The sequence below is a fragment of the Parvibaculum sp. genome, from assembly GCF_039680535.1.
Lineage (GTDB): Bacteria > Pseudomonadota > Alphaproteobacteria > Parvibaculales > Parvibaculaceae > Parvibaculum.
Map to the genome: position 1 here is coordinate 180,362 of NZ_JBDKSS010000013.1, position 26,335 is coordinate 206,696.

The 26,335-nt window shown below is 63.6% G+C and carries 24 protein-coding genes and 1 riboswitch; of the genes, 13 read left to right on the forward strand and 11 right to left on the reverse strand.

The features are described from left to right. Position 1 precedes the first annotated feature (1 nt). Positions 2–436 (reverse strand): PaaI family thioesterase, encoded by a 435-nt coding sequence (locus ABFC66_RS07895; RefSeq protein ID WP_346740403.1) that lies wholly within the window; start codon positions 434–436, stop codon positions 2–4. A gap of 3 nt (positions 437–439) precedes the next feature. Beyond that, positions 440–946, reverse strand: a complete 507-nt coding sequence (locus tag ABFC66_RS07900) for a PaaI family thioesterase (RefSeq protein WP_346740404.1) — start codon at positions 944–946, stop codon at positions 440–442. A 412-nt stretch (positions 947–1,358) separates the two neighbouring features. Here ABFC66_RS07900 and ABFC66_RS07905 point away from each other — a divergent pair, with 412 nt between their 5' ends. Together ABFC66_RS07905 and ABFC66_RS07910 are read left to right on the forward strand one after the other, a co-directional pair. Further along, entirely contained in the window at positions 1,359–1,985 is a 627-nt protein-coding gene (locus ABFC66_RS07905; protein ID WP_346740405.1) for a TetR/AcrR family transcriptional regulator, read from the forward strand. Between the two features lie 25 nt (positions 1,986–2,010). Next, complete coding sequence (locus tag ABFC66_RS07910; RefSeq protein WP_346740406.1) at positions 2,011–3,036, forward strand: alpha/beta hydrolase; 1,026 nt, start codon at positions 2,011–2,013, stop codon at positions 3,034–3,036. Positions 3,037–3,043: 7 nt separating this feature from the next. Here the strand turns inward: ABFC66_RS07910 and ABFC66_RS07915 are convergent, their stop codons facing one another. Continuing rightward, on the reverse strand, positions 3,044–3,901 hold the full coding sequence (locus tag ABFC66_RS07915; protein WP_346740407.1) for an alpha/beta hydrolase: 858 nt from the start codon (positions 3,899–3,901) through the stop codon (positions 3,044–3,046). A gap of 95 nt (positions 3,902–3,996) precedes the next feature. Beyond that, a riboswitch (yybP-ykoY riboswitch) is annotated at positions 3,997–4,180 on the forward strand. A gap of 13 nt (positions 4,181–4,193) precedes the next feature. Here ABFC66_RS07915 and ABFC66_RS07920 point away from each other — a divergent pair. The 4 genes from ABFC66_RS07920 to ABFC66_RS07935 are packed head-to-tail and all read left to right on the forward strand — an operon-like array spanning position 4,194 to position 6,994. Beyond that, the gene (locus ABFC66_RS07920) at positions 4,194–4,763 is read left to right on the forward strand and encodes a TMEM165/GDT1 family protein (protein ID WP_346740408.1); all 570 of its coding nucleotides are present in this window, start codon (positions 4,194–4,196) and stop codon (positions 4,761–4,763) included. Between the two features lie 59 nt (positions 4,764–4,822). Further along, positions 4,823–5,800 (forward strand): NADPH:quinone oxidoreductase family protein, encoded by a 978-nt coding sequence (locus ABFC66_RS07925; RefSeq protein WP_346740409.1) that lies wholly within the window; start codon positions 4,823–4,825, stop codon positions 5,798–5,800. A gap of 25 nt (positions 5,801–5,825) precedes the next feature. Continuing rightward, a complete protein-coding gene (locus tag ABFC66_RS07930; RefSeq protein WP_346740410.1) occupies positions 5,826–6,386 on the forward strand; it encodes a DUF1131 family protein in 561 nt (186 codons plus the stop codon). A gap of 32 nt (positions 6,387–6,418) precedes the next feature. Continuing rightward, the gene (locus ABFC66_RS07935) at positions 6,419–6,994 is read left to right on the forward strand and encodes a DUF1131 family protein (RefSeq protein ID WP_346740411.1); all 576 of its coding nucleotides are present in this window, start codon (positions 6,419–6,421) and stop codon (positions 6,992–6,994) included. Positions 6,995–7,001: 7 nt separating this feature from the next. Here ABFC66_RS07935 and ABFC66_RS07940 read toward each other — a convergent pair whose 3' ends face one another. From ABFC66_RS07940 to ABFC66_RS07950, 3 genes are all read right to left on the reverse strand, one after another. Beyond that, positions 7,002–7,883 (reverse strand): SDR family oxidoreductase, encoded by an 882-nt coding sequence (locus ABFC66_RS07940; RefSeq protein WP_346740911.1) that lies wholly within the window; start codon positions 7,881–7,883, stop codon positions 7,002–7,004. A 119-nt stretch (positions 7,884–8,002) separates the two neighbouring features. After that, positions 8,003–8,266 carry a DUF6460 domain-containing protein gene (locus ABFC66_RS07945; protein WP_346740412.1) on the reverse strand — a complete coding sequence of 88 codons (264 nt, stop codon included), beginning with the start codon at positions 8,264–8,266 and terminating at the stop codon, positions 8,003–8,005. Positions 8,267–8,356: 90 nt separating this feature from the next. Continuing rightward, positions 8,357–9,229, reverse strand: coding sequence for a mechanosensitive ion channel domain-containing protein (locus tag ABFC66_RS07950; protein ID WP_346740413.1), 873 nt, complete (start codon positions 9,227–9,229; stop codon positions 8,357–8,359). 102 nt (positions 9,230–9,331) lie between these two features. On the opposite strand from ABFC66_RS07950, the gene ABFC66_RS07955 reads away from it, so the two are divergent. Next, on the forward strand, positions 9,332–11,890 hold the full coding sequence (locus tag ABFC66_RS07955) for a ligase-associated DNA damage response DEXH box helicase (RefSeq protein ID WP_346740414.1): 2,559 nt from the start codon (positions 9,332–9,334) through the stop codon (positions 11,888–11,890). Then, positions 11,883–12,605: a ligase-associated DNA damage response endonuclease PdeM gene (pdeM, locus tag ABFC66_RS07960; protein ID WP_346740415.1), complete on the forward strand. Its 723-nt coding sequence runs from the start codon at positions 11,883–11,885 to the stop codon at positions 12,603–12,605. Before ABFC66_RS07955 ends, pdeM begins: the two co-directional genes overlap by 8 nt. On the opposite strand, the gene ABFC66_RS07965 is transcribed toward pdeM, so the two are convergent. From ABFC66_RS07965 to ABFC66_RS07985, 5 genes are all read right to left on the reverse strand, one after another. Next, positions 12,602–13,369, reverse strand: a complete 768-nt coding sequence (locus ABFC66_RS07965) for a cytochrome c biogenesis protein CcdA (protein ID WP_346740416.1) — start codon at positions 13,367–13,369, stop codon at positions 12,602–12,604. The genes pdeM and ABFC66_RS07965 overlap by 4 nt on opposite strands. A 66-nt stretch (positions 13,370–13,435) precedes the next feature. Beyond that, on the reverse strand, positions 13,436–14,233 hold the full coding sequence (locus ABFC66_RS07970; protein ID WP_346740417.1) for a TIGR02186 family protein: 798 nt from the start codon (positions 14,231–14,233) through the stop codon (positions 13,436–13,438). Beyond that, the gene (locus ABFC66_RS07975) at positions 14,230–15,156 is read right to left on the reverse strand and encodes a sulfite exporter TauE/SafE family protein (protein ID WP_346740418.1); all 927 of its coding nucleotides are present in this window, start codon (positions 15,154–15,156) and stop codon (positions 14,230–14,232) included. The genes ABFC66_RS07970 and ABFC66_RS07975 overlap by 4 nt, the downstream gene beginning before the upstream one ends. 107 nt (positions 15,157–15,263) lie before the next feature. After that, on the reverse strand, positions 15,264–18,038 hold the full coding sequence (locus tag ABFC66_RS07980; RefSeq protein WP_346740419.1) for a hypothetical protein: 2,775 nt from the start codon (positions 18,036–18,038) through the stop codon (positions 15,264–15,266). Positions 18,039–18,220: 182 nt separating this feature from the next. Continuing rightward, on the reverse strand, positions 18,221–18,778 hold the full coding sequence (locus tag ABFC66_RS07985; RefSeq protein WP_346740420.1) for a CAP domain-containing protein: 558 nt from the start codon (positions 18,776–18,778) through the stop codon (positions 18,221–18,223). 238 nt (positions 18,779–19,016) lie between these two features. Here ABFC66_RS07985 and ABFC66_RS07990 point away from each other — a divergent pair, with 238 nt between their 5' ends. The 5 genes from ABFC66_RS07990 to ABFC66_RS08010 all read left to right on the forward strand — a co-directional run bounded on the left by ABFC66_RS07990 (position 19,017) and on the right by ABFC66_RS08010 (position 26,188). Then, the gene (locus ABFC66_RS07990) at positions 19,017–19,547 is read left to right on the forward strand and encodes a MerR family DNA-binding transcriptional regulator (protein WP_346740421.1); all 531 of its coding nucleotides are present in this window, start codon (positions 19,017–19,019) and stop codon (positions 19,545–19,547) included. Between the two features lie 30 nt (positions 19,548–19,577). Then, positions 19,578–21,365, forward strand: coding sequence for an acyl-CoA dehydrogenase C-terminal domain-containing protein (locus tag ABFC66_RS07995; protein WP_346740422.1), 1,788 nt, complete (start codon positions 19,578–19,580; stop codon positions 21,363–21,365). Positions 21,366–21,428: 63 nt separating this feature from the next. Beyond that, positions 21,429–22,586, forward strand: coding sequence for an acyl-CoA dehydrogenase family protein (locus ABFC66_RS08000; protein ID WP_346740423.1), 1,158 nt, complete (start codon positions 21,429–21,431; stop codon positions 22,584–22,586). A gap of 141 nt (positions 22,587–22,727) precedes the next feature. Continuing rightward, positions 22,728–23,933 (forward strand): acetyl-CoA C-acetyltransferase, encoded by a 1,206-nt coding sequence (locus tag ABFC66_RS08005; protein WP_346740424.1) that lies wholly within the window; start codon positions 22,728–22,730, stop codon positions 23,931–23,933. An 8-nt stretch (positions 23,934–23,941) separates the two neighbouring features. Continuing rightward, positions 23,942–26,188: a 3-hydroxyacyl-CoA dehydrogenase NAD-binding domain-containing protein gene (locus ABFC66_RS08010; RefSeq protein ID WP_346740425.1), complete on the forward strand. Its 2,247-nt coding sequence runs from the start codon at positions 23,942–23,944 to the stop codon at positions 26,186–26,188. Positions 26,189–26,335: the final 147 nt, after the last annotated feature.

The window sequence follows — 26,335 nt, forward strand, 5'->3', positions numbered from 1 at the left end:
GTCAGGACTCGGCTTCCTCGCCGGTTTTCAGAAGAAAGTGCCCATGCGTTGCCGCGATGGGCTTCGAACGATCTTCCTGCCAGGCCTCCACTTGCACGGTGGCGACGCGGCGGCCCTGCTTGGTGATATGCGCGCGGGCATAGGTGTCGACCGGTTTGCCGGAGCGCAGATAGTCGATGGTGATGCCGATAGGCTTTGGGATCGCGGCGCTTCCCGTTTCATAGGCAAGCTGGATGATGGCCGTCATCTCAAGGAATGCGCCGATCACGCCGCCATGAAGCGCCGGCAGCATCGGATTGCCGATGAGCTTCTGGTCGAACTTCATCACGGTGGTGATTTCATTGCCCTTCTGGTCGACACTGATGCCGAGGAAGCGGGCATAGGGAATGCCTTCGATGAAAGCGTTGAGGTCGCGCGGCGTTTTCGCGTCGGTCATGGCTCAGCCTTCCTTCTTCTGCTTTGCCATGAAGGCCTTTGCGGCGGCCACGCTGGTCGGCACGGTGCGGTTGGCGCCGATCATGAAGGTGCCGACGCAGGAGGCGATCGGATCGTCTATGTCGGTGTGATAGGCGGTACCGCGCACGAAGGCGATGTTGCGTGTCGTCTTGTAGCAATGTGCATGGGTCGTGAGCGCAAGGCCCGGCGTCGCCGGCTTCATGTAGTCGATGCGGAGATCGAGCGTCGCGATGGCCTGCGGCTCGTCCATGGCGAGTTGCACCGCCATGCCGCACGTATTGTCGAGCACGGTGGTGATCACGCCGCCATGAATGACGCCGGTCTCGACATTGCCGATGAACCTCTCGTCATAGGGCACGCGGAGCCATGCCTGGGCGGGCGCGGCATCGATGATTTCGACGCCGAGGGCGCGCATATGCGGGACATGCTGAATAAGCATCTCCTTCAGCGCCATCATCGTCTCTGGCGTCATCTTGAATTCGGCAGACATGTACTTCCCGGAACAAGTTCACAAAGCAGGGATCGCCGATCCTAACGCCCGCATCGCCCATTGACGATGCTCAATACCGAGCGGCCCGGATACGTTTCTGTTCGCTCGGGCGATTGCCGGCGCGTCGTCGAGCCGCCGATTGCCCGCTCCAGATGCGACACCTATGGGACAAATCCGGCCCCTTCCGTTGCGTATTTCAGCAAGTCATTGAATTGGAAAGGGTTTTCTTCATGGTGACACTTGTTCAAATTGACCTTGCGGCGCTTTCGGCTAGATTAGGGTGAAAGAGGAATCGGCGCGCCTTCGCGCCCTTGGGAGAAATGATGTCTGCGTTCGCCTGTATGAGGGCCCTGGTTCGCTCATGATCGACCTGAAGGAGACGGCGCCACATGGCAGCCAGGACGGGGCGTTCATGCATTCCGTAAAACCCATCGGCAAGCGTGAGCAGACCAAGCTCAACAACCGCGAGTCCATATTGAATGCGGCTCGCGAAGTCTTTGCCGAACTCGGCTATGGCGCGACGACCGTCCGCGACATCATCCGCAAGACCGGCCTCGCTTCCGGCACCTTCTATAATTATTACAAGAGCAAGGAAGAGGTCTTCGAGGCCCTCATGGATGACGGCATGCGCCGCATCCGTCCGCGCCTGAAGGCGGATCGCATTCGCTCGCGCAATTTCGAGGAATTCATCCGCAACGCCTTCCGCACCTATTTCGACTATCTCGCCTCCGACCGCATGACCTTCCAGATCATCCGGCGCAATCCGGCATCGCTGCGCGTCCGCATGGACACACCGGAAATGATCGCGGGCTTCGAGGAAATTCGCGAATATATCGAAGAAGATATTCGTGACGGCAATGTGCCGCCGGTCGACTCCGAATATCTGATGGCCGCCGTGGTCGGCATCGCCATGGAGATCGGCGACCGCATGATCAAGCGGCCCGAACTCGATGCGAAGGAGGCGGCCGATTTCGCAACCACGCTCGTGCTGCATGGCTTTCACGCCTTGCCGGTCAAGACGGATGTGAAGCCGAAATAGACGACAGGCAAAAGGGGAGGGGCTCGTGAGCATCCAGAAGCTGATCGTGCGGACCTTGCTGAAGCTGCCCGACGGCGCGCTCGTTGCCATGGCGGGCGGCAAGCCGCTGACGATCGACGGCCGCACGCTCGATGCGCGTGCGCAGTTTCTTGCGGTGCAGGGCGCCAAGGCTCCCTCGATCACAACCCTCGATCCGGTGACGGCCCGCGCCGCGACAGCGCAGGGGCTGAAGCTTCTCGATGGAACGCGCAGCGCGCAGGTCATCGTCGAGACGATCACGATACCCGGTCCCGGCGGCCCGCTCGGCGCGCGTCTCTATACGCCGCGCAATGCGGGCGGACCGCTTCCTGGCCTCGTCTTCTATCACTTCGGCGGCTGCGTCATCGGCGATCTCGATACCTGCGACACCTTCTGCGCGATGCTCGCCGAAATCGGCGAATGCGTGGTGCTCTCGGTCGATTACCGTCTCGCGCCGGAGCATAAATTTCCGGCGGCCGTCGAGGATGCGCTGGCGGCCTACCGCTACGCTCGCGACAACGCCGAAACGCTCGGCATGACGCGGCGCATCGCGGTCGGCGGTGACAGCGCGGGCGGCTATCTTTCCGCGGTTGTCGCACAGGAGACGAACCGCACGGGCGAGGAAGAGCCCGTGTTGCAGCTCCTCATCTATCCGGTGACGGATATGGGGTGGCAGGGCGGCTCCTGGGAAAGCTGCGCGGATGTCTATCCGCTGACGCGCGAGATCATGCAGTGGTTCATCGGCCATTACCTGAACGATCCTGGTGATGCGAAAAGCCCTCTGGCCTCGCCGCTGAAATCGGGTGACCTCGAAGACCTCTGCCCCGCCATCGTCATCACGGCCGGTTTCGACGTGCTCCGCGATCAGGGCGTCGCCTACACGCAGGCGCTGCGCGAGGCCGACGTCAACACGACCTATCGCTGCTACGACAATCTCTGCCACGCCTTCACGGCGATGACGGGTGCGGTGCCGGCGGCGAAGCGGGCCTGCGAGGAGATTGCGCGCGACGTGCGGCGCATTCTCCACGCCTGATCCGGCATCAACCGCGCAGGAAGTCGATAAGGGCTGCGTTGACCAGCGCCGGCTCCTCGTGATGCACCCAATGCGTCGCCCCCTCGACGAAAAGCGAGCGGCCGTTCTCGCACAGGGCGAGGCTCGCCTCGCCGCCGCTCTTCTCGCCGAAGCGATCCTCGACACCCCAGATGAGGAGCAGCGGCGTCTTGATCCATGGCAGCGCGTCGGGCATGCGCTTCTTGAGAAGGGCGCGATACCAGTTGACCGTGGCCGTCAATACGCCGGGCCGTGACCAGGCTTCGCGATATTCCGCGAAGTCGCTCTCGCGAAATGTGCCCGGGCGGCTCGATTGGACGAGTCCGTCGTAAAGGCCCCGGTAATTCCGTGACCGCATCAATGCCTCGGGGAGCCATGGCAGACGGAACATCTGCACATACCAGCTCTTGCGCTTCTGCTTCGGATCCTCGCGCATGGCCTTGAGCCAGAGAGCGGGATGAGGCGCGTTGATGATGGCGAGGCGTTCGAGTCTTTCGGGCATGACGGTCGCGAGCCACCAGGCGACCGAGGCGCCCCAGTCGTGGCCGACGAGCTTCAGCCGCGCGATGCCGAAATGATCGGCCAGCGCGGCGACATCGGCCGCCAGAACGTCGAGGTCATAGGCGGCGACGCCCTTCGGCTTTCCGCTCAGATTGTAGCCGCGCTGGTCCGGCGCGATGACGCGAAAGCCCGCCGCGACCAGAGCCGGAATCTGGGCGCGCCATCCGGCCCAGAATTCAGGAAATCCGTGCAGCAGCATGACCGGTGGCGCGTCGGGGGCGCCTGCTTCCGCATAGTGAATATCGACGCCGTTGATATGCGCGCGTCCAAACCGGATATCGTCCATGATTGTTCCTCCGGACGCATAATGTTCCACCAAGTTACAGAGGCCGCAATCCCATCGTTGGTGCTTGCGTTCATGGCGAAGGCCATGTTAATTCCCTCGCATCCTTAGGGGAGTAGTCGCCCTCCATTGCGAGAGGGGCGCGCATCAACAAACTTGATCTTCGGATCATGGTGCGCGCGGCCGGTGCGGAAGCCGCGCCGCTTGACGAGACCTTTGGCTTGAGGCGTGTCCCCTGCCGGGCGACGCGTTTCTCAGGTCATTGGTCCAACACGCCCGGCTGGAAGTTCCCGATATGGAAGCCTTCTTTCTCTCGCTTTCTGCCGTTGCCATTGCTGAAATCGGCGACAAGACCCAGCTCCTCTCGCTGGTTCTCGCGACGCGCTTCAGAAAGCCCCTGCCCATCATTGCCGGCATCTTCGTCGCGACGATTCTCAACCACGCGCTCGCCGCGGAGGTCGGCATTCTCGTTGCGAAATGGCTGACGCCGCAGGTTCTTCAATGGGTGCTCGGCGTTTCCTTCGTTGCCGGCGGCGTGTGGATGCTTATTCCCGACAAGGAAGGCGAAGTGCCGGGCGGGGTGTCGCGCTTTGGCCCCTTCGTCACCACGGCCATTGCCTTCTTCCTTGCCGAGATGGGCGACAAGACGCAGTTCGCGACCATCGGCCTTGCCGCGCGCTTCAACGCTCTCTTCACCGTCGCGGCCGGCACAACGATCGGCATGATGCTGGCCAATGTCCCCGTCGTCGTGCTTGGCGACGCGGCGGCAAAGGCGCTTCCGCTGGCGCTGGTGCGCGGGGTCGCTGCGGCGATCTTCTTTGCCCTCGGTCTCGTCACGATCCTCGAGGCCTTGGGCATCGTTTGATTTGGGCCGGGCTATGCACCATGCTCGCCCCAAAGAAACTTGAATTCGGGGAGATGAAGATGCGCAGCATGCGTGTGCATGAGCTGTCGGAGGATATTTCCGTCCTTCGCATGGACGAGGTTACCTTGCCGCCGCCCGGGCCCGGCGAGGTGCGGCTTCGCCTCAAGGCCTGTTCGGTGAATTTTCCCGACATTCTGATGGTGCAGGGAAAGTACCAGTTCAAACCCGAGCTTCCCTTCGCCCCGGGCATGGAAGGCGCGGGCGTCGTCGCCGAAGTGGGTCCGGGCGTCGCGTCGGTGAAAGTCGGCGATGAGGTCGTGGCTGGCCTGCGTATCGGCGGCTTCGCGGAGGAGGCCATCGCCTCGGCGGAAGCCTGTCGACCGATTCCGAAGGGCATGGACTTTGTGCATGCCGCCGCCTATCCGGCTGCCTATCTCACCGCCTATGTCGCCCTCGTCATTCGCGGAAACCTCAAGGCGGGCGAGACGCTTCTCGTCCACGGCAGCACCGGCGGCGTCGGCATGGCAGCCGTCGACATCGGCAAGCTCTGGGGCGCCACCGTCATCGCCACTTCAGCATCTGACGAGAAGCTCAAGATCGTGAAGGAGCGCGGCGCCGATCATGTCCTGAATGTGACAAAGGGCTTCCGCGAGGAAGTGAAGGCGCTCACCGGAGGCAAGGGCGCCGACGTCATCTACGATCCTGTCGGCGGCGATGTTTTCGACGAGAGCGTGCGCTGCATCGCCTGGAATGGCCGCCTCCTCGTTATCGGCTTCACCAGCGGCCGCATTCCGAACATTTCGGTCAATATGCCGCTCATCAAAGGCTTTTCCGTAATCGGGGTTCGAGCCGGCGAATATGGCCGCCGGGATCCTGAAGCAGGACGCCGTAACATAGAGGTGGTGGACAGACTTGCGGCGGAAGGCAAGATCGTTCCCTATGTCTGCGCGACATTCCCTCTGGAGCGCGCCGTCGAGGCCATGCGCGTGCTGCAGGAACGGAAAGCGGTGGGAAAAGTCGTTATAACCATGGACTAGCAGTTCGGGGGCGGCAGGAGGAAAGATGACGCGCGTTCCAATGGCGGCTGGCATTCTTTTGGCCGGACTCCTGCTCTTTGCCTGCTCGAAGCGCGATGGGCTTGTCGTCACCGGCGACAAGGTGGGGCCGATCAGTGTCGCAACCCCGTTCGATGCAGCCGCCGTCGCCGCTCTCTTTCCGCAGCTTGAGGTGAGTGCCGGCATTTCGTCGGCGTTGGAGCCTGGGGCGCATGTCATCCGGGTCAGCGATAACGGCAAGACCGTACTCGAGCTCTATCCGACCGGTGACGGCGCACGTGTCGCCAGCGTTCTCATACTGAGCGACATCGTGCGGGATGAAAACGGCGTTCATATCGGCTCTGCCTATCGCGACATATTTCCGCCCGCGAAGCCGACGGGCTGCATGGCCGGTGCCACGGAAAAGAGGGGGCGCATCTACTGCCCGCAACCCAATTCAAACCGCATCATCTATGAGATGCAGGGGCTGCCGCCTGCGCCGGACGGTCAGGTGCCGCCGCCGGAAGCGCTCGCTGATTGGCGCGTCACCGCCATCCTGTGGGACGGCGACGACGCCGCCATCAACTGAATCTACAGCTCATTCTGGCTTGAGAGGACATCATGTTTTCGACGCGTATCTTGTCATGTCTTGTCGCGACAACCGCGGCGGCCTTCTTCGCAACGGCGGCGCTGGCGGTCCAGCCGCTCGACACCTATGTCGTGGGCGATGCGGGTGTCGGTCCTCTCGACAACAAGGTGCCGTTCGATCAGGCGTCGCTCGCGAAGCTGTTGCCGCAGGGCGTGACCTTCAGTCGGAAGACCATCGAGCTCGAAGGCGCGGCCCCCTATACGGTCTTACGCGTTTCGAAAGGCAAGGAACTGCTGTTCGAGTTTGAGTCCAATGGCGACCGGAAAAAGCCGCGCCTCACCGGCATCACCGTCTTCACCCGGCGTATCGCCGACACGCGCGGTGCCCGTGTGAACGCATCGTTGAAATCGCTCTATCACTATGGCGAGACGCCCGATTGCATTCCCGGAGCGGGGCGCTACACGGGACGCATCTTCTGCACCGTGCCGAAGCTCGATCATCTGATCTATGTCTTCGGCGGAAAAAAACCGGCAGAGGCTGGTGTGCTGCCTCCGCCGGCTGAAATCGCGAACTGGCGCCTGATTGCGATCATGTGGAGCGCAACCTGAGCGGCGGTCAGACGCTCCGCTGAACCTTGTCCTTCTCGTTTGCGCTGCGGATCATGTCGCGCATCTTGTCCCACTCTTCCTCGGAGAGCTTCGACAGGCGCGAGAAGTTGCCGCCGCCCGCCTGATAGGATCCGCCATCGATCGCGATGCATTGCCCGGTGAGATATTCGCATCCATCGGCCATGAGGAAGGTCGCGAGATTCTTCAACTCGTCCATCTTGCCAACGCGTCCCATCGGAATGCCTTCGCGCGACTGATCGCCGTCGACCGACTGGCCGGGGCTCAGGCGCTCCCACGCACCCTTGGTGGGGAAGGGGCCGGGGGCGATGGAGTTGAGACGGATGCCATAAGGGCCCCACTCGGCGGCGAGCGATTGCGTCATGATGTTGATGCCCGCCTTGGACATGGCGGAGGGCACGGTGAAGGGGCCGCCGTTCCACACCCATGTCGTCAGGATCGAGATGACGCTGCCCTTGTTACCGCCTTCGATCCAGCGCCTGCCGCAGGCATGGGTCACGTAGAACGAGCCGTGGAACACGATGCCCGCGATGGCGTCGAAGCCTTTGGGCGAAAGATCCTTGGTCGGGCTGATGAAGTTGCCGGCGGCATTGTTGACGAGGCCGGTGAGCGGGCCGCCATCGGCCCAGATCTCGCCGATCATCTCGTCGACCGCGCCCGCGACGCGAATGTCGACGCCGTAGGTCTTCACCGAGCCGCCGTGCTTGTCCATCAGCTCTTTGGCCGTGTCGTCGAGCACGTGCTTGCGGCGCCCGCAGATATAGACCTCGGCGCCGAGGCGCAGATAATCCTCGGCCATCTCCTTGCCGAGGCCCGTGCCGCCGCCGGTCACCAGGATGCGCTTGCCCTTGAGCAATCCGTCGCGAAACATCGAAACCATCAGATCCTCCCGTTGTTGTTTGGCGGGAGGATAACAGGCTGTCATGTCGCGCCCATCACTTTTGCGCGAGGCTTGCAGCGTCTGACGGCGGAGTATCGGCTGCCGCTACGTCACTTCTTTTCGATGAGATAGGTCCAGAGCCGCACCACCAGCCAGATCGGCACCACGACGACCGCGCCGAGCGCGAAATATTTCACCGACCAGTCGATGGCGTCGAAGCCCATGTGCCAGATGCGAACCACCGTATCGAGGAAGTCGTACCAGAGGTCGATGGGCTTTATGCCGAAGAAGGCGAGGAGCAGGCCGACGACGACGGAGGCCGCCGCAAGCTTGATCAAGGTCGGAAGAATGGGGCCGCCAAAGAGCCGTTCCATCGATAACTCCTCTCGCCCATCGCGGGCCTGTATCTTCAATTTATCGCATAAGAGCCGGGAAGAAACAGGGCGAAACGAAGCCGGGGGCGATCAGTTTCCGGGACGTGGCTGGGACGTGGCCGCGGGTTGCGGATCGCCGAGATTGTGAACCGTCTGGGTGGGGAAGGGGATCGTGATGCCTTCGGTATCGAAGCGTTCCTTCATGGCGCGCGTGAGATCGAATTTGACCGGCCAGTAGTCGTCATTGCCGACCCAGACGCGGAGCAGCATGTCGACGGAGCTCTGGTTGAGCGCATTGACCGCGATGAGCGGTTCCGGCGTGTCGAGAACACGCTTCTCCGCTCGCATGACGTCGCGCATGACCTCGATCGTCCTGGCGATGTTGTCGTCATAGGAAATGCTGAAAATGAGATCGAGGCGGCGTGTCGAGTGATAGCTGTAGTTCTTGACGGCCTGTCCCCAGACGCTGCTGTTGGGCACGATGATCTGGACGTTGTCGACCGTCGTAAGCTCGGTCGTGAAAAGGGTGAGGTGCTTCACCGTGCCCGCGATACCGCCCACCTCGACGTAATTTCCGGCGCGAAACGGACGGAAGAAGAGCAGCATCACGCCTGCGGCGACATTCGACAGCGTTCCCTGCAAGGCAAGGCCAACGGCGAGGCCGGCGGCGCCAAGCAAGGCGATAAAGCTCGTCGTTTGCACGCCGAACTGCGCGAGCACCGCGAGGATGGTGAAAATCATCACGGAATAGGACGCGACGCTGCCGAAGAAGCTCTGAAGCATCGCGTCGCCATTGGGCGCGCGCCCCAGCACGAAGCTGACCCATTGCCGCGCCTTGCCGGAGAACCAGTAGCCGAGGATCAGTATGATCACGGCGCCGATGAAGCTGAGGCCGTGATCGATAAAGACCGGCAGCATCGCATCAAGATTATGTTGAATGCTCGTGGGCAGCCATTCCATCATTCGAATTCCGTCGTCCGTTTTCCAGTCCCCGCGGCACTTTACCCCCGTTTGCCGCGGCGAGGGAATGATGCGTACGGCGCTCCGGCTGTGGTAACGAAGGATATGCCGAAACCGACGAGCCGAAAGGCGGCAGCATCAGCGCAGACGAACGGGTTGCCTGCCCGCTTCGCCGAGTGGTTTTCCGCGCGCGGATGGAGCCCCCGCGCCCATCAGCTTGCGCTGCTTGAGCTCGCGCGCGGCGGTCGCTCGGCATTGCTGATTGCGCCGACCGGCGCGGGCAAGACGCTTGCAGGGTTTCTGCCGAGTCTCGTCGAGTTGAGCGAGCGCAAGGAACGCAAGCCGGGCCTCCATACGCTCTATATCTCGCCATTGAAGGCACTCGCGGTTGATGTGAAGCGCAACCTCGAAACGCCGGTCGCCGAAATGGGCCTCGATATTTCGATCGAGACGCGCACCGGCGACACCCCCACCAATCGCCGCCAGCGTCAGCGCCGCGAGCCTCCCGACATTCTGATGACGACGCCGGAGCAATTGGCGCTGCTTCTCTCCTATCCCGATGCGCCGACATTCTTTGCCGATCTCTCCTGTGTGGTGCTGGATGAGCTTCATGCACTGGCGAACTCGAAGCGCGGCGATCTTCTGGCGCTCGGTCTCGCGCGGCTCGGCACGTTCTCGCCGAAGCTTCGCCGCGTCGGCCTGTCGGCGACCGTTGCGGAGCCGGATGAGTTGCGGCGCTATCTGATGCCCCAGCCCACGGAAGGCGAGGCGCTGAGCGAAGTCGTGGTCGCGCCGCCGGGCGCGCGGCCCGAGATCAGCATCCTCGTTCCTGAAGGGCCGGAAACGGAAGAGGACGATGAGGCGCGCATCCCATGGTCCGGCCATTCGGCGCGTCATGCGCTGCCGCTCGTCTATGACGCGATCAGGCGCAACAGGATGACGCTGGTTTTCGTCAATACGCGCAGCCAGGCGGAGTTCGTATTCCAGTCGCTCTGGCATCTGAATGAGGATGGGCTTGCCATTGCGCTGCACCACGGCTCGCTCGCGGCGGAGCAGCGACGCAAGGTCGAAGCGGCCATGGCGGCAGGCACGCTCCGCGCGGTCGTCTGCACCTCGACGCTCGATCTCGGCATCGACTGGGGCGAGGTCGATCTGGTCATCTGCGTCGGTGCGCCAAAGGGCGCGAGCCGTCTCGCGCAGCGCATCGGACGCGCGAATCATCGTCTCGATGAGCCGTCGCGCGCGCTGCTCGTTCCGGCGAACCGCTTCGAGGTGCTTGAGTGCGAAGCGGCGCGCGCGGCGACCGTCGAGGGCGCGCAGGATGCACGGATCAGCCGCGATGGCGCGCTCGACGTGCTGGCGCAGCACGTGCTCGGCCGCGCCTGCTCCGAACCCTTCATGCCCGACGCGCTTTTCGATGAGGTTCGTGCAGCGGCGCCCTATCGTCATCTCGACCGGGACACATTCAACCGTGTGGTGGATTTCGTCGCAACCGGTGGCTATGCGCTGAAGACCTATGACCGCTATGCGCGGCTGCGTCCCAATTCGCCGATAACGGGCGATCTGCGCCTGCGCCCCTCGTCCCCCAAGGTGGTGCAGCAATATCGCATGAATGTCGGCACCATCGTCGAGGCGCCGATGATACGCGTTCGGCTGATCGGCAAGGGACGGCGGGTGCGTTCCGCGATGGGCGGCCGGATGCTGGGCGAGGTCGAGGAATATTTCATCGATCAACTCGCGCCCGGCGACACCTTCCTGTTTGCGGGCCACATCCTTCGCTTCGAAGGGCTGGCCGAAACGGAAGCGCTCGTCACCCATGCCGAGAGCGGCGAGCCGATGATCCCGTCCTATTACGGCGGCAAGTTTCCGCTCTCGACCTATCTCGCCGAGCGCGTGCGCCGCATGCTGGCGCATCACGAGGAATGGGCTTTCCTGCCCGCACAGGTGAAGGAGTGGCTCAGGCTTCAGGAATGGCGCTCCGTTCTACCGCGCGAGGGAGAACTTCTCGTTGAATGTTTCCCGCGCGGCGACCGCTATTACCTCGTCTGCTATCCCTTCGAGGGGCGGCTCGCGCATCAGACGCTGGGCATGCTGCTGACGCGCCGTCTCGACCGGATGGGCGCGCGGCCTCTGGGCTTCGTTGCGTCGGAATATTCGCTGGCGATCTGGGGCTTGCGGGACATGGGCCTCCTGGCCGAGCGCGGCTCGCTGCCGCTTTCGGAGCTTTTCGGCGAGGACATGCTGGGCGACGATCTTGAAACATGGCTCGCCGAATCCAACCTGCTGAAGCGCACATTCCGCGATTGCGCGATCATCGCCGGCCTCATCGAGCGGCGTTATCCGGGGCAGGAAAAGACCGGCCGGCAGGTGACCTTCTCCTCCGATCTCATCTACAACGTGCTACGTGAACACGAGCCCGATCATATTCTGCTGCGCGCAACCTATGCCGATGCGGCAACGGGCCTTCTCGATGTGGCCCGCGTCGGTGCTATGTTGAAGCGCGTCAGGGGACACATCGTCCTGAAGCGGCTCGACCGCGTTTCGCCGCTCGCCGTCCCCGTTCTGCTCGATATCGGCAAGGAGCAGGTGCATGGCGAGGCGAACGAGGCGCTGCTTCACGAGGCGGCGGATGAACTGATCGACGAGGCGACACGGCTTGTTTGACAGGCGCGAAAAAGAAACGGAGCACTGGCTTCACGCCGCCCCGGCCCTGCGCGTTTGCGGCGCCGAACTCACCGTGCTGCCCGAAGGGGCCGTATGGTGGGAGAGGGAGAGGATGCTTGTCGTCGCCGACCTTCATCTTGAAAAAGGTTCCGCCTTTGCCGCGCGCGGTATCGCGCTGCCGCCTTACGACACGCGGGCGACGCTGGGCCGTCTCGATGCGCTGATTGCGAGGTTCGCTCCTTCGCGTCTCGTTGCGCTGGGAGACAGCTTTCACGACCTCGATGCGGAGGCGCGAATGAGCGCCGAAGATGCCGAACTTCTTTCCGGCCTGACGCGGCGGACGGAATGGGTCTGGATCGCGGGCAATCATGACCCGCGCCCTTCACGCGCTTTTGGCGGCGTCGTCCTCGACGAGATGAATGTGGGGCCGCTTACCTTCCGCCATGAGCCGCGGCCCGCGCCTGCGACGGGCGAGATCGCGGGCCACCTCCATCCTTGCGCCGCAGTGCGCGTGCGCGGACGGCGGCTCAGGCGGCGTTGCGTTGCTTCCGATGGAACGCGGGCGATCCTTCCGGCCTTCGGCGCCTATGCGGGGGGGCTTAACGTGCTCGATACGGCCTATGACGATCTTCTGCCCGGCCTCGATTTCCATGCCTGGATGATGGGCGCGCGAAGCGTGGTGCCGGTCGCTGCGCGCCGCCTCGAAGCGGACTAGCCGAGCTTCGCGAGGAAGGGGAAGAGGTTGATGAGCGTGATGGCGATCGTCTCGAAGGAGCCGAGCACCATCAGCAGGCCTGTCCCTGCGAGCAGTACGCCCGCCGCAATCTCGATCTTCTGCATGTGGCGGCGGATGCGTTTGGCGAAGGCGAGGAAACCCCGGATCGCAAATGCCGCAGCGAGAAAGGGAATGCCGAGACCGAGCGAATAGGTGGCAAGCAGCGCCACGCCCGCCCGCAGGCTTTCCTGCGACGCGGCGATGGCGAGGATCGTGGCCAGGATCGGCCCGATGCAGGGAGTCCAGCCGAAGGCGAAGGCAAGCCCAAGCACATAGGGGCTCAGGAACTGCATCCAGAGGCTCTGCGTCACGTCGCCAATGCGGTCCGGCTGGAAGCGCGCCTCGCGGTTCAGGAGGGCGATGCGGAAGACGCCCATGTAGTGCAGGCCGAATACGATGATGATGAGGCCCGCGATGCGGCCGAGCGTTTCCTTGTGCGCGAGAATGTAAGGGTTGATTGCAGAGGCGCTGGCGCCGAGCGCGACGAAGATGGTCGTGAAGCCAAGCACGAAGCCGATGGCGCCGATGGCCACGCGCCGCGTGAGATGTTCGTGGCCCTGCGCCTCGTCCTTCGTCAGTTCCTCGAATGAGGTTCCTGCAATGAAACACAGATAGGCGGGGACGAGCGGCAGCACGCAAGGCGAGAGAAAGCTCAGGAGCCCGCCCGCCGCCGCCGCCGCATAGGAAATATTGAGATCAGTCATTTTCCGTCCCGTTCCGTCGCGCCGCACTCTAGCGGTGCGGCTGCGACGATGCCATGCGGCAATGATTCACCGCTCCCTCAGAAGCGCCGAGGCGAGCCAGCCGGCCAGCGCCGCGCCGAGCACGGCGACGAGGCCGTAGAAGAGCGGCTGGGCATGTGCGAGGCGGTAGATGAAGCGCTCAAGCCCGCTCTTGTCGATATAAAGCGGCGAAGCGATGGCATCGACCACCTGGCCGTCGCGCAGCAGGAAGACGGTCGCCGTATAGAGGCCGACCGGAACATTCGCCGGAATGTCGACCGTGGCGCGGAAAAGCGTCTGGCCGAGAAAGGTCACGCCGCCGGGGTCGCTGATATAGAGCTTCTCGCGCTTCTTGTTGCGGAAGAGCGCCTTGGTGAAGGTCGCCTCTTCGTCGGCTGGCAGTATTTCCTCGCTACCGTCGATCGCCTGGGCCCTCGGCGTGCCGAGATCGACATTTTCAATGCCGATCTGTTCGCGTTTCAGAATGTCGACGCCTGCCGTCACTTCGAGCGGTCTCGTGCTTGCGACTGCGTAGTAGCTCGGCACACGGGGAAAGGTGAGCGAGTCGTGGTTGACCCAGACGCCTGCGATACGCGCCTTGCGGCGCACGGTCATGGCGCGGCTCGGGCCTGTGACGACGACGATCACGTCGCGGTCGAGCGCGCGTTCGCCCGGCGTGTTTGCCTCCACCGCGCCGAAGAGCAGGATCTGCGTGCCTGTGAAATTCGAACGGATGGCGATCTTGTGCTCGGAGAGGTCGGTGACGAGCTGGTCGGCGAGCGCAGGGCCCGCGCCCAGAACCAGCAGCGCGGCGAGGAGCCATTTATGCAGCGCTTTCATCGTCATGAATGCGGCGCCACGTCGGAAATGGAGAAAAGGTCGGGCGGCGTCGTGATGAGATCCCAACCGAGCCGCAATCCCATCAGCAATACGATGAGCGCGAGGAGCGCGCGCAGATGTTCGCCCTTGAGCCGCATGGCGGCGCGCACGCCATATTGAGCGCCGATCACGCCGCCGATGACGAGGAGGAGGCCGAGCATCATGTCGACCGCCTGGTTCTCGACCGAATGCATGACGCCTGTAAGCGCGGTCACGAATACGATCTGGAAGAGGGACGTGCCGATGACGACTGAGGTCGGCATGCGCAGCAGATAGATCATGGCGGGGACCATGATGAAGCCGCCGCCGACGCCCATGATCGCCGACAGCATGCCGACGAAGAAGCCGACGAGAATGGGCGGGATCACGCTGATATAGAGCTTGGACCGCCGGAACCGCATCTTGAAGGGCAGCCCGTGTATCCAGCTGTGCTGGCCGCCCCGGCTTGCGGGCACTGGCGTTCCCCGTGCGGCCGCGCGCATGGCGCGCAGGCTCTCCGTCATCATCAGGGTGCCGATGATGGTCAGGAACACGACGTAGATAAGCGAGATGGCGAGGTCGATCTGGCCGAGGCGCGCCAGCAGCCGGAAGATGAAGATGCCGGTAATCGAGCCGATGATGCCGCCCGCGAGCAGCACCCCGCCCATCTTGAAGTCGACGCTGCCCCGCCGCCAATGGGCGAGTGCCCCGGTGACGGAGGAGGCGACGACCTGCGTCGACTGCGTGCCGACGGCGACCGCCGGGGGAATGCCGAGGAAGATGAGAAGCGGCGTCATCAGGAAGCCGCCGCCGACGCCGAACATGCCGGACAGAAAGCCGACGGCCGCCCCCATGGCGAGGATCACCAGCACATTGACCGGCAGTTCGGCGATCGGCAGATAGATCTGCATGCGGCTTGGTCTCCGCCGGCCTTGAAGGCGCGCATTTCGTCCGCGGGAGGGCCTATTCGGGGTAGCACGTCGCCGTAGCGATTCCTAGAGCGAGAGGCGCCGGGATATCAGGAGAGATCGCCGTTCGCGGCGGGATCGGGACGCTTGGGTGTCCATGTCTCGGCTGCGACCTTCGCCTGGGCCAGCGTCGTCGCGTCGAGCTTCGCGGCGAGTTCATCGCGCTTCTGCGCCGCGCCCTTGTCGCCGCCCTTGGCCGCGATGGAGAGCCACTTGTAGGCCGAGGCATAGTCCTGCGGCACGCCGAGCCCTCGCTCCTGAAGGACCGCGAGATTGTACTGACTGTCGCCGAGGCCGAGTTCCGCCGCCTGTCCGAACCAGCGCGCCGCCGTGGTGAAATCCTGCCGCGTGCCACGACCCTCGGCATAGATGACGGCGAGGTTGTGCATCGCCTTGACGTTGCCCTGCAGGGCGGCCTTTTCATACCACTTGCGGGCCTGCGCATCGTCCTGCGCCAGCCCGCGGCCTTTCTCGTAAAGCGCGGCGAGCCTGTATTGCGCAATGGCAAGACCCTGATCGGCGGCCTGCCCATACCAGTAGGCGGCCTGCGAGAGATCGGCGGTCACGCCCTCGCCATTGGCATAGCGCTGGCCCATCTCATATTGCGCGGCGGGTTCGCCCCGCGCGGCAGCCGCGCGAAGTGCGCTGTCGCCCGTGGGCACGCCCTGCTGGGCAGCCGCATCTTCTGCGAGAGGCGCGGTGGCAACGGGTTTCGCGGGGGAGGGTGAGAGCGTCGGCCCCTTGGCTTCCATGCGCGGAATGGTCGCCTCGGCCTGCTTCTGGGGCTTTTTCGCCGTCGGTACGATCGGCGACTCGGTGGCCGGTCGGGGTGCGGCTTCGGAAGACGCTGCCGGTGTGGTGGACGCCGGAGCCGCCGCTTTGGCTCCGGCGTCGTCCGGCGTGGCCTCCGGATGTTCCTGCGCCGCGGGAGCGGCTGTTTCGGTGCTCGCGCCCATGTCCGGCGCCTTCTCGGCTGCGGGGGCCGGGCTGACCGTTACGGCGGGTTTTGCCGGCGCCTCAAGTGCCGGGACGAGCGGCTCGTTGTTCAGATAGCGAAATGCGACGAAGCCCGCACCCGCGAGAATGGCGGCGGCAATGAGCCCGAGGAGGATGCGCTTGCCGCGACCGCCGGGCTCATCGCCGATGGCGGTGAAGCGCGCATTGGACTCGGCATAGGGCGAATGGCCGGGATGCTGCGGATTGCGGCCAGCCTCGGCAGCGGCCTGCGCGGCGCGGCGAGCGGCCGAGAGGAAATCATGCGCGGCATGCGCCGATTCCTGCGTCGGGTTGCTGATGTCGGCTTCCTTCGGCTCGCGCGCTTCGGCGACGGTCTCTTCGCTGGCTGTGGCGAAGGGGGGCGGCACATCGCTGATCGTCTCGCTCGCCGCCACTTTCGGCGCGGCATTGGCGGGCGGCAGCGCAGGCGCTGCCAGCGGCAGGGCGGACGCTTCGGGGAAGACCGGAGTGGCGAAGGGGCTGCGGAAATCGGCTTTTGCCGGGGTGCCGAAGCCGCCCATGGGCGGCGCATCGAAATTCGGGATCGGGAAACCCTGCGCACCCGGCACGAAGCCGCCGCCGGCGCCAATCGCCGGGCTGTGCCCGACGGCCACCTGCGGTGAGAGCATCTGCGCTGGCTGGGCGAGCGCGGCCTTGGCTTCCTTTTCGAGGCGGCCGAGGCGGTCCGTCATCCGTTCGAGCATGACATGGAGCGACTCGGTCGTTTCGCGCGACCGGTTCTCGGCGACGTTCAGGCTGTCGGACATGCCGGCAATGGCGCGCTCGATCGTCTGCACGGCCTGCACCGTCATCTGCTCATTGTCATGCAGGCGGTTCGCCATCTGCTCGAGCCGGCTTTCGACGATATGCGTCGTATCGGGCAGGGGCGCGCGCGGCGCATCGAGATCGTCGAGGCGGCGGGCGATGCTCGTTACCGTCCGCTCGAAAGTCTTGAGCGTTTCGTCGGTGCGCTGTTCGGCCCGTTCAAGGCGCTGCGTGATCTCGGTGAGGCTGCGCTGGAGACTGTTGATCGTCGCCTTGTGCTGGTCGGCGTCGGTCTTGTCGGCGATGGCCTTGAGCGCTGTTTCGACGGCCTGCGCGCTCACGGAACCGACGGACTGCTCCATCTTTTCCAGGCGGCTCGCCATGGTCTGCAAATTCGTGTCGAGCGCGCGGGCACGGGCCTCGGCCGCTTCGCGCTCTTTCTCTTCCTCGCGTTCATCGACGCGCTGGGCGACCCTGCCGAGCGTCTGACGGATTTCGGCAAGCGACTCTTCCGTCCGCCGCTCCGTCGCATCGAGGTGATCGACGACGGCGTTCAAAGCCTTTTCAAGCGTCTGGATCGCCTTGTCGTCGGGATTGCGTTTCGCCGCGCGGCTGCGCTCCTGTTCCTCGAGCCGGTCGGCGAGCTGCTGAATCTTGCGTTCCAGCGGATCGAGCGTCTGGCGTTCGGGGCTCTGGTAGGCCGAGCTGTCGTCCGTCGCGCGCTCCGATTCTTCGAGCCGCGCCGCGATCTGGCTGACGGATTGTTCCAGCCGTCGCGCGAGCTCGGCGCTGCGCCTTTCGCTGTTTTCCACGCGATTGATGACTTCGCGCATGGTTTCAGCCACCGGCGCGAGGTCATAGGGGGCGGGTTGTGGAATATGGGACTGGCTTGATGGCAGCGCGGATTGAATGGGTGTTCGGCCGATTTCGTCGGTGCCGGCCTCCAGGATCATCTGGTTCAGCCATGCACCCAGCGTAACGCCCGCGCGCTGAGCCGCCTGCTTGGCGGCTTCGCGGGCCTCGGGCTCAATGCCCTTCACGCTCCAGGGGACGGCAGGTCTCATTCCGAATCACTAACCCTTTGACGCTTTTTCGCAGTATGGCCGCAAAAAGGACCGGTTCAACCGGGAGTTGCCGCGCGGATAGAGGCCCGCTACGTCGCCGCCCACTCATAAAACGGCAGACGCGGTAAATACATCATTAACGGCTGTTGAAAACTTTTAGCTTCCGCTGGCTGGAAGCGGTGTCACTCGGTCGCGAAGACCTCGGTGACATAGAGGTCGGACCCCTTTGTCGCGACGCCGACGCCCGACCGGGTGAGGGTGGCGTCTCTCAGCACCTTTCGCCGTGCAGGGTCGACGGTCCAGCTTTTGACCACCTCGCCGGCGACGGCTTGAGGCGGCTGGCTGGCGGCGTCGCGGAGAAGGCTGATCGTCTCGAAGACGTCGCCCTTGCGGTTCGGATCGACCGCCAGCACCCGTTCCCTCGTGCCCTGGCCGTCCGGATTGAAGCTGCCGACGAAGTTCCTGAGCGACATGTCGGCGCTATGGATCGCGGCCGCGCGCTGAAGGGTGGCGTCGGGGGCCAGCGGCGCGATGCCCTTTTCGCCGCGCCAGGCGTTGACGGCATCGAGTATGGCGCGGCTGAGGGCCGTCTCGCCCTGCGCTGCCGCACTGGCTCCGGCGGGCAGGGTGGTCAGGCTCACCCTCTGGGGCTTTTGTGGCTCGCCGGGGCCTTGCGTGGCGCAGGCGGCCAGCGTCAGCGCCATCGCAACACCCGTCAAAAGCCTGGAAATCTGCGGCATTCTCAACTCCCCGTCCTCTCTGTTGGGTCGAAGGATAGAACATGAGCCGCGCGATGGCGAAGTCACTATTCTTGCCCTCTTGACGCTTACGTCAACGTCAACTAGCGTGACGCCCACATAGAAAAACGGCGGAAAACGCCAGCTCATAACAGCCGTGCTCGTGCGCGGGAGGCGGACTTCGGCCCGCTGCTCCCGGAGCTTTGCGCGCGTTCGGCGACAAGGGAAACAGGAAAACGTCATGGACCACCAGTTGGATAATGCGGCCCAGGCCGCTGCTGCTGCCGCCGGACATTGCGACGGCAGTTCCGTCACCTTCTCGATCACCCAGCTTGCCGAGGAATTCGGCCTCACGACCCGGGCCATCCGCTTCTATGAGGACAAGGGCCTGCTGAAACCGGAACGTCAGGGCCAGACGCGCATCTATCATCCGCGCGACCGGGCCCGGCTCATCCTCATCGTCCGGGGCCGCCTCGTCGGCCTCGCGCTTTCCGAGATCAAGGAAATCCTCAGCCTCTACGATCTTGAAGATGGTTGCGAAACGCAGAACCGCGTCGCCATCGACAAGTTCAAGCGCCGCATTGCCAGCCTCGAAAAGCAGCGCAAGGAAATCGAGATCCAGATCTCGACGCTGAAGGAAAGCTGCCAGAAGCTGGAAGACACGCTGCAGGGCCAGATGGCCCAGGCGTTGGTCGATGCGAAGAAGCGTCCGCGCGTCGCCAGGAGCCAGCCTTCTGCCGCACAGGCAAAAACATCGGCGGCGACCGTCTGAAGTCGATCCGCTTCCAACCCGAGGACAGTAATGCCGAGCTACAAAGCACCCCTGCGGGAGTATCGTTTCCTCCTGCATGAAGCGTTCAACATTTCGCAATATTCGGAGCTTCCCGGATTCAGGGATGCGCCGCTCGATGTTGTGGATGCAATTCTCGACGAAGCTGCGAAGCTCGCCGAGGAGGTGCTGCACCCTCTCAATCAGATTGGCGATCGGGAGGGTTGCAAGCTCGCCAATGGCGTGGTGACCACGCCCTCCGGGTTCAAGGAAGCTTACAAGACCCTCGTCGAAGGCGGATGGCCGGCGCTCGTCGCCGATCCGGCCTTCGGCGGTCAGGGACTGCCCAATGCGCTGGGCGTTCTCTTCAACGAGATGGTGTCCTCGTCCAACATGGCCTTCGGCATGTATCCGGGCCTGAGCCACGGCGCCTATTCGGCAATACTTCATCACGGTACGGATGAACAGCGGGCGACCTATCTGCCCAAGCTGGTCACCGGCGAGTGGACCGGCACCATGAACCTGACGGAGCCGCATTGCGGCACCGATCTGGGCCTGCTGCGCACCAAGGCTGTGCCGAACGGCGACGGCTCTTATGCCATCACCGGCACGAAGATTTTCATTTCCGCCGGCGAGCACGATCTTGCCGACAACATTCTCCATCTCGTGCTGGCGCGCACCGAAGGCGCGCCCGCGGGCATCAAGGGCATTTCGCTCTTCATCGTGCCCAAGTTCCTCGTGAAGGAAGACGGCAGCCTCGGGAGCCGCAACGGTGTTTCCTGCGGCGCGCTCGAACACAAGATGGGCATTCACGGCAATGCGACCTGCGTTCTCAACTATGACGGCGCCAGAGGCTGGCTCGTCGGCGAGGAGAGCAAGGGCATGCGCGCCATGTTCACGATGATGAACGAAGCGCGTCTCGGCGTTGGCCTGCAGGGCCTTTCGCAGTCGGAAGCGGCCTATCAGAATGCGCTCGCCTATGCGAAGGATCGCATTCAGGGCCGCTCGCTGACCGGCCCGAAGGAGGCGGACAAGCCCGCCGACCCGCTGCTCGTCCATCCCGATGTGCGGCGCATGCTGCTCAATGCCAAGGCCTTCAACGAAGGCGCCCGCGCGCTGCTCGTCTGGACGGCTCTTCATGGCGATCTCAGCCACGCTTCCGACGATCCGAAGGCGCGCGAATTCGGCGACGACATGATGGCGCTGCTCACGCCGGTGGTGAAGGGCTACCTCACCGATCGCGGTTTCGCGAACGCGGTCGAGGCGCAGCAGGTTTATGGTGGCCACGGCTATATCGAGGAGAACGGCCTCAGCCAGTATGTGCGCGATGCGCGCATCGCCATGATCTATGAAGGCGCGAATGGCGTTCAGGCGCTCGACCTCGTCGGCCGCAAGCTGGCGCAGAATGGCGGCCGCGGCGTTTTCGGGTTCTTCAAGCTGATCGACGATTTCGTTGCTGCGAATACGAAGGCCGACACCGAGAGCTTCATGAATGCGCTGGTCGGCGCGCGCAAGGACCTCGAAGCGGCAACGCTGTGGTTCATGGAGAACGCGCTGGAGAATCCCGACAATGCCGGCGCCGGCTCCTTCGACTATCTCCAGCTTTTCGGCGTCACGGCCGTCGCCTTCATGTGGGCGATGATGACGAAGACGGCGACGGAGAAGCTCGCGGCGGGTGGCGCAGACAGGGCCTTCTACGAAGCGAAGCTCAAGACGGCGCGCTACTACTTCGAGCGCGTCGTGCCCGAGACGGCGACGCATCTCGCGCGTATTCGCGTGGGCGCTGCGCCATTGATGGATTTCGCCGCCGACGAGTTCTGATCGGCGGATATCGTTTGATAACAAAAAGCCCGAAAATCGGGCGCAGACAGGAGAGCGAAACAGATGGATTTGATCGCCGGTTACAAGTCACCCTGGCTCACGGAAGAGCTGGAAATTCTTCAGGACGCGGTTCGCAAGTTCTACGAAAAGGAATTCACGCCGCATTCCGATCGCTGGAACAAGCAGGGCCACGTCGATCGCGACGCCTGGAACAAGGCGGGTGCGGCCGGCATCCTCTGCGCCTCGATCTCCGAGGAATACGGCGGCGGCGGCGGCCATTTCGCCCATGAAATGGTCATCGCCCAGGAAATGGGACGCGCGGGCGTCAGCGGCTTCGGCAATTCGGTGCATTCGGGCATCGTCGCTCACTACATCGAAGCCTATGGCACCGAAGAGCAGAAGAAGAAGTGGCTGCCGAAAATGGCGACGGGCGAAATGGTCGCCGCCATCGCGATGACGGAACCGGGCACCGGCTCCGACCTTCAGGGCGTCAAGACGACGGCGAAGAAGGTCGGCAACCAGTATGTCATCAACGGCCAGAAGACCTTCATCACCAATGGTCAGCAGTCCACGCTGATCTGCGTCGTGGCGAAGACCGATCCCGCGGCCGGCGCGAAGGGCATCTCGCTCATCATGGTCGAAACCGAAGAAGTCGAAGGCTTCCGCCGTGGCCGCAACCTCGACAAGATCGGCATGCATGCGCAGGACACGTCGGAACTCTTCTTCGACGACGTGAAGGTTCCGACCTCGAACCTCCTCGGCACCGAGGAAGGCCGCGGCTTCATCCAGCTCATGCAGCAGCTGCCGCAGGAACGCCTCATCATCGCCGTGCAGGCCTGCGTTGCGATGGAGAAGGCGGTGAACCTCACCGCCGCCTATGTCAAGGAGCGCAAGGCTTTCGGCCAGTCGCTGCTCGACTTCCAGAACACGCAGTTCAAGCTTGCCGAGTGCAAGACGGAAGCCGCGATTGCTCGCGTCTTCACCGATGACTGCGCGATGAAGCTTCTCGACGGCAAGCTCGATGCGACGACGGCGGCCATGGCGAAGTGGTGGACGACGGAGAAGCAGTGCCAGATCGTCGATACCTGCCTGCAGTTCTTCGGCGGCTATGGCTACATGATGGAATATCCCATCGCGCAGATGTACCAGGACATGCGCATTCAGAAGATCTATGGCGGCACCAACGAGATCATGAAGCTGCTGATCGCGCGTACGCTCTAATTGCGTTCTGCCTCGCACTTGGAGATGCGGCGCTCTCGCGCCGCGTCTCCTGGCGGGGAACCCATTCAAGAATATTCCTCGTCCTGAGGGTGCTGCTGCATCCTCAAGGGTTGGGGCCATGGAACCAGACAGGAGACGGAAATGACCGACTGTTATGTCTATGACACCGTGCGCACGCCGCGCGGCAAGGGCAAGAAAGACGGCGCGCTGCACGAAGTGACCGCGCTTGAACTCGGCACCCAGGTGCTGAAGGCCATTCGCGACCGCAACGGCCTCGACACGTCGCGCGTCGACGATGTCGTCTTCGGTTGCGTCGATCCGGTCGGCGAGCAGGGCGGCGACATCGCGCGCATCGCGGTGCTGAACGCGGATTACGCTGATACGGTTGCGGGCGTGCAGATCAACCGCTTCTGCGCTTCGGGCCTCGAGGCCACGAACATGGCGGCAGCCAAGGTCATGTGCGGCGAGGCCGACATGGCCATCGGCGGCGGCGTCGAGTCGATGTCGCGCGTCGGCATGGGCGCTTCGGGCGGCGCCTGGTCGAGCGATCCGCAGATCGCCTTCAAGTCCTATTTCACGCCGCAGGGCATTGGCGCCGATCTCGTCGCGACGAAGTACGGCTTCAGCCGCGCCGATGTCGACGGCTACGCCATCGAAAGCCAGAAGCGCGCCGCGAATGCCTGGGAGAAGGGCTACTTTAAGAAATCCGTCATTCCGGTGAAGGACATCAACGGCCTTACCATTCTCGACCATGACGAGCACATGCGCCCCGATGCGACCATGCAGTCGCTTGCCGCGCTGACGCCGTCCTTCGCCTCGCTCGGCGAATTCGCCTTCGATGGCGTCGCCTTCGAGCGCTACCCCGAAGTCGAGGAAATCATCCACATGCACCATGCCGGCAATTCGTCCGGCATCGTGGATGGCGCTTCCGCCGTTCTCGTCGGCAATCTCGACACCGGCAAGGCGATGGGCCTGAAACCCCGCGCGCGCATCCGCGCCATGGGCTCGATCGGCTCGGAACCCTGCATCATGCTCACCGGCCCGGCGGACGTGTCGCGCAAGGTGTTGAAGAAGGCCGGCATGCGGCCCGAGGACATCGACCTCTATGAGCTCAACGAAGCTTTCGCTTCCGTCGTGCTGCGCATGATGCAGGCGCTCGACATTCCGCACGACAAGATGAACGTCAATGGCGGCGCCATCGCCATGGGCCATCCGCTCGGCGCCACCGGCGGCATGATCCTCGGCACGGTGCTCGATGAACTCGAGCGCCGCGATCTGAACACCGCGCTCATCACGCTCTGCGTCGGCGCGGGCATGGGCACGGCCACCATCATCGAGCGTGTGTGAGGCGAACAATGACCACTTACGAAAACTTCAAATTCGAAGTCGACAGCGACGGCATCGCCCTCATCACCTGGGACATGCCGGGCCGTTCGATGAACGTGCTCTCGCAGAGCTCCATGGCCGATATCGCATCGATCATCGGCGAGATCGTTTCCAACGACGCCATCAAGGGCGCGGTCCTCACCTCCGGCAAGGATGCGTTCTGCGCCGGTGCCGACCTCTCGATGATGGGCGGTCAGGCGGGCGGCTCGGGTTCGGGCTCCAAGGAAGATCGCATCAAGGCGATGTATGAAGGCAACCTCGCCTTCAACATGCTGCTCCGCAAGCTCGAGACCTGCGGCAAGCCCATTGCCGCCGCGATCAACGGCGTGGCGCTTGGCGGCGGCCTCGAAGTGACGCTGGCCTGCCACTACCGTGTGGTGGCCGACAATCCGAAGATCCAGCTCGGCCTACCGGAAGCCAAGGTCGGCCTTCTGCCCGGCGGCGGCGGCACGCAGCGTCTGCCGCGACTGATCGGTGCGGCGAACGCTTTGCCGCTCATCCTTCAGGGTACGGCGCTTTCTCCCGAGAAGGCGCTGAAGGCCGGCATCGTCCACAAGGTCGTGCCTGCCGCCGAACTGATCGGCGCCGCCAAGGCGTGGCTCAAGGAAGGCCTTGCCCAGCCGAAGGTCAAGCTCGGCAAGAAGGGCCCCGAGGTCTATGCCATCGCCATTCAGCCCTGGGACCGCGAAGGCTATCGCATCCCCGGCGGCGGTCCGCACGAGGCGAAGGGCGGCCAGGCCTTCACCATCGGCAATGCGACACTCCACAAGACGACGCATGGCAACTTCCCGGCGCAGCAGTTCATCATGTCCTGCGTCTATGAAGGCATTCAGGTGCCCATCGAGGCGGGTCTCAGGATCGAGACGCGCTACTTCACGAAGCTGCTGATGGACCCGCGCTCCAAGGCGATGATCCGTTCGCTCTTCCTCTCGATGCAGGAACTCGGCAAGGGCGCTCGCCGTCCCGCCGGCGTTGCTGAATTCAAGGTGAAGAAGCTCGGCATCCTCGGCGCGGGCATGATGGGCGCGGGCATTGCCTATGTCTCGGCTCAGGCCGGGATGGAAGTCGTGCTTCTCGACACCGATCAGGCCAATGCCGAAAAGGGCAAGGCCTATTCGGAAAAGCTGCTCGCCAAGCAGCTCGAAAAGGGCAAGACGACTCAGGACAAGGCCGACGCGCTTCTCGCCCGCATCAACCCGACGACCAGCTATGACGATCTCAAGGGCGCCGACCTCATCATCGAGGCGGTGTTCGAAAACCGCGAGATCAAGGCCGACGTGACGAAGAAGTCCGAGCCGATGCTGGCCGCAGGCGGCATCTACGGCTCGAACACGTCGACCCTGCCGATCACGGGTCTGGCGGAGGCCGCGAAGGCGCAGGAGAACTTCATCGGCATCCACTTCTTCTCGCCCGTCGACAAGATGCAACTCGTCGAGATCATCATGGGTCAGCGCACGAGCCAGGAAACCCTGGCCAAGGCGATGGACTATGTGAAGCAGATCCGGAAGACGCCGATCGTCGTCAACGACAGTCGCGGCTTCTACACCTCGCGCTGCTTCGGCACCTATGTCGGCGAAGGCCTTGCCATGCTTGCCGAAGGCATCAAGCCGGCGATCATCGAGAATGTCGGCCGGTCGACCGGCATGCCCATGCCGCCGCTGGCGCTCAACGACGAAGTCTCGCTCGATCTCGCCTACAAGGTGCGCGAGCAGACGAAGAAGGACCTTGGCGACAAGTATGTCGCCGCGCCCGCCGACAAGATCGTCGAGCAGATGGTGGTCGAGCTTGGCCGCGTCGGCAAGAAGTCCGGCAAGGGCTTCTACGACTACACGGCCGACGGCAAGAAGAAGCTCTGGCCGGGTCTCGCCGAAATCGCAAAGACGTCGAAGGACATCGACGACGTCGATGTGGCGGAACTGAAGAAGCGTTTCCTCTACATCCAGGCGCTCGAAGCGGCACGCTGCTTCGAGGAAGGCGTCGTCACCGATGTGCGCGACGCCGATGTCGGCGCGATCCTCGGCTGGGGCTTCGCGCCCTGGGCCGGCGGTCCGCTCTCGCTGATCGACATGATCGGCGCGAAGGAGTTCGTCGATACCTGCGACAAGCTCGCGCAGAAATATGGCGAGCGCTTCAAGCCGAACAAGCTGCTGCGCGACATGGCCGAAAAGGGCGACACGTTCTACGCTCGCTTCGCGCCGGAGAAGGCCGCAGCCTGATAGAGGCTCCATCGATCATGAAAAGCCCGGGCTCTCGCCCGGGCTTTTTTGTTTCGAAATAGGACGTTTGTAATCGATCTGTCATTTTTCTGACGTCCAGCCTTCGTGAAAGCTGGGTTTAAACCACCCATACGGGCAAATGGCCGC

Excerpts from the sequence above, each read along its gene's own strand:
- ABFC66_RS07895 (WP_346740403.1), bottom strand. The coding sequence starts at position 436 with ATGACCGACGCGAAAACGCCGCGCGACCTCAACGCTTTCATCGAAGGC.
- ABFC66_RS07900 (WP_346740404.1), bottom strand. The coding sequence starts at position 946 with ATGTCTGCCGAATTCAAGATGACGCCAGAGACGATGATGGCGCTGAAG.
- ABFC66_RS07905 (WP_346740405.1), top strand. The coding sequence starts at position 1,359 with ATGCATTCCGTAAAACCCATCGGCAAGCGTGAGCAGACCAAGCTCAAC.
- ABFC66_RS07915 (WP_346740407.1), bottom strand. The coding sequence starts at position 3,901 with ATGGACGATATCCGGTTTGGACGCGCGCATATCAACGGCGTCGATATT.
- ABFC66_RS07920 (WP_346740408.1), top strand. The coding sequence starts at position 4,194 with ATGGAAGCCTTCTTTCTCTCGCTTTCTGCCGTTGCCATTGCTGAAATC.
- ABFC66_RS07925 (WP_346740409.1), top strand. The coding sequence starts at position 4,823 with ATGCGCAGCATGCGTGTGCATGAGCTGTCGGAGGATATTTCCGTCCTT.
- ABFC66_RS07930 (WP_346740410.1), top strand. The coding sequence starts at position 5,826 with ATGACGCGCGTTCCAATGGCGGCTGGCATTCTTTTGGCCGGACTCCTG.
- ABFC66_RS07935 (WP_346740411.1), top strand. The coding sequence starts at position 6,419 with ATGTTTTCGACGCGTATCTTGTCATGTCTTGTCGCGACAACCGCGGCG.
- ABFC66_RS07940 (WP_346740911.1), bottom strand. The coding sequence starts at position 7,883 with ATGTTTCGCGACGGATTGCTCAAGGGCAAGCGCATCCTGGTGACCGGC.
- ABFC66_RS07945 (WP_346740412.1), bottom strand. The coding sequence starts at position 8,266 with ATGGAACGGCTCTTTGGCGGCCCCATTCTTCCGACCTTGATCAAGCTT.
- ABFC66_RS07950 (WP_346740413.1), bottom strand. The coding sequence starts at position 9,229 with ATGATGGAATGGCTGCCCACGAGCATTCAACATAATCTTGATGCGATG.
- ABFC66_RS07955 (WP_346740414.1), top strand. The coding sequence starts at position 9,332 with ATGCCGAAACCGACGAGCCGAAAGGCGGCAGCATCAGCGCAGACGAAC.
- ABFC66_RS07965 (WP_346740416.1), bottom strand. The coding sequence starts at position 13,369 with ATGACTGATCTCAATATTTCCTATGCGGCGGCGGCGGCGGGCGGGCTC.
- ABFC66_RS07970 (WP_346740417.1), bottom strand. The coding sequence starts at position 14,233 with ATGACGATGAAAGCGCTGCATAAATGGCTCCTCGCCGCGCTGCTGGTT.
- ABFC66_RS07975 (WP_346740418.1), bottom strand. The coding sequence starts at position 15,156 with ATGCAGATCTATCTGCCGATCGCCGAACTGCCGGTCAATGTGCTGGTG.
- ABFC66_RS07980 (WP_346740419.1), bottom strand. The coding sequence starts at position 18,038 with ATGAGACCTGCCGTCCCCTGGAGCGTGAAGGGCATTGAGCCCGAGGCC.
- ABFC66_RS07985 (WP_346740420.1), bottom strand. The coding sequence starts at position 18,778 with ATGCCGCAGATTTCCAGGCTTTTGACGGGTGTTGCGATGGCGCTGACG.
- ABFC66_RS07990 (WP_346740421.1), top strand. The coding sequence starts at position 19,017 with ATGGACCACCAGTTGGATAATGCGGCCCAGGCCGCTGCTGCTGCCGCC.
- ABFC66_RS07995 (WP_346740422.1), top strand. The coding sequence starts at position 19,578 with ATGCCGAGCTACAAAGCACCCCTGCGGGAGTATCGTTTCCTCCTGCAT.
- ABFC66_RS08000 (WP_346740423.1), top strand. The coding sequence starts at position 21,429 with ATGGATTTGATCGCCGGTTACAAGTCACCCTGGCTCACGGAAGAGCTG.
- ABFC66_RS08005 (WP_346740424.1), top strand. The coding sequence starts at position 22,728 with ATGACCGACTGTTATGTCTATGACACCGTGCGCACGCCGCGCGGCAAG.
- ABFC66_RS08010 (WP_346740425.1), top strand. The coding sequence starts at position 23,942 with ATGACCACTTACGAAAACTTCAAATTCGAAGTCGACAGCGACGGCATC.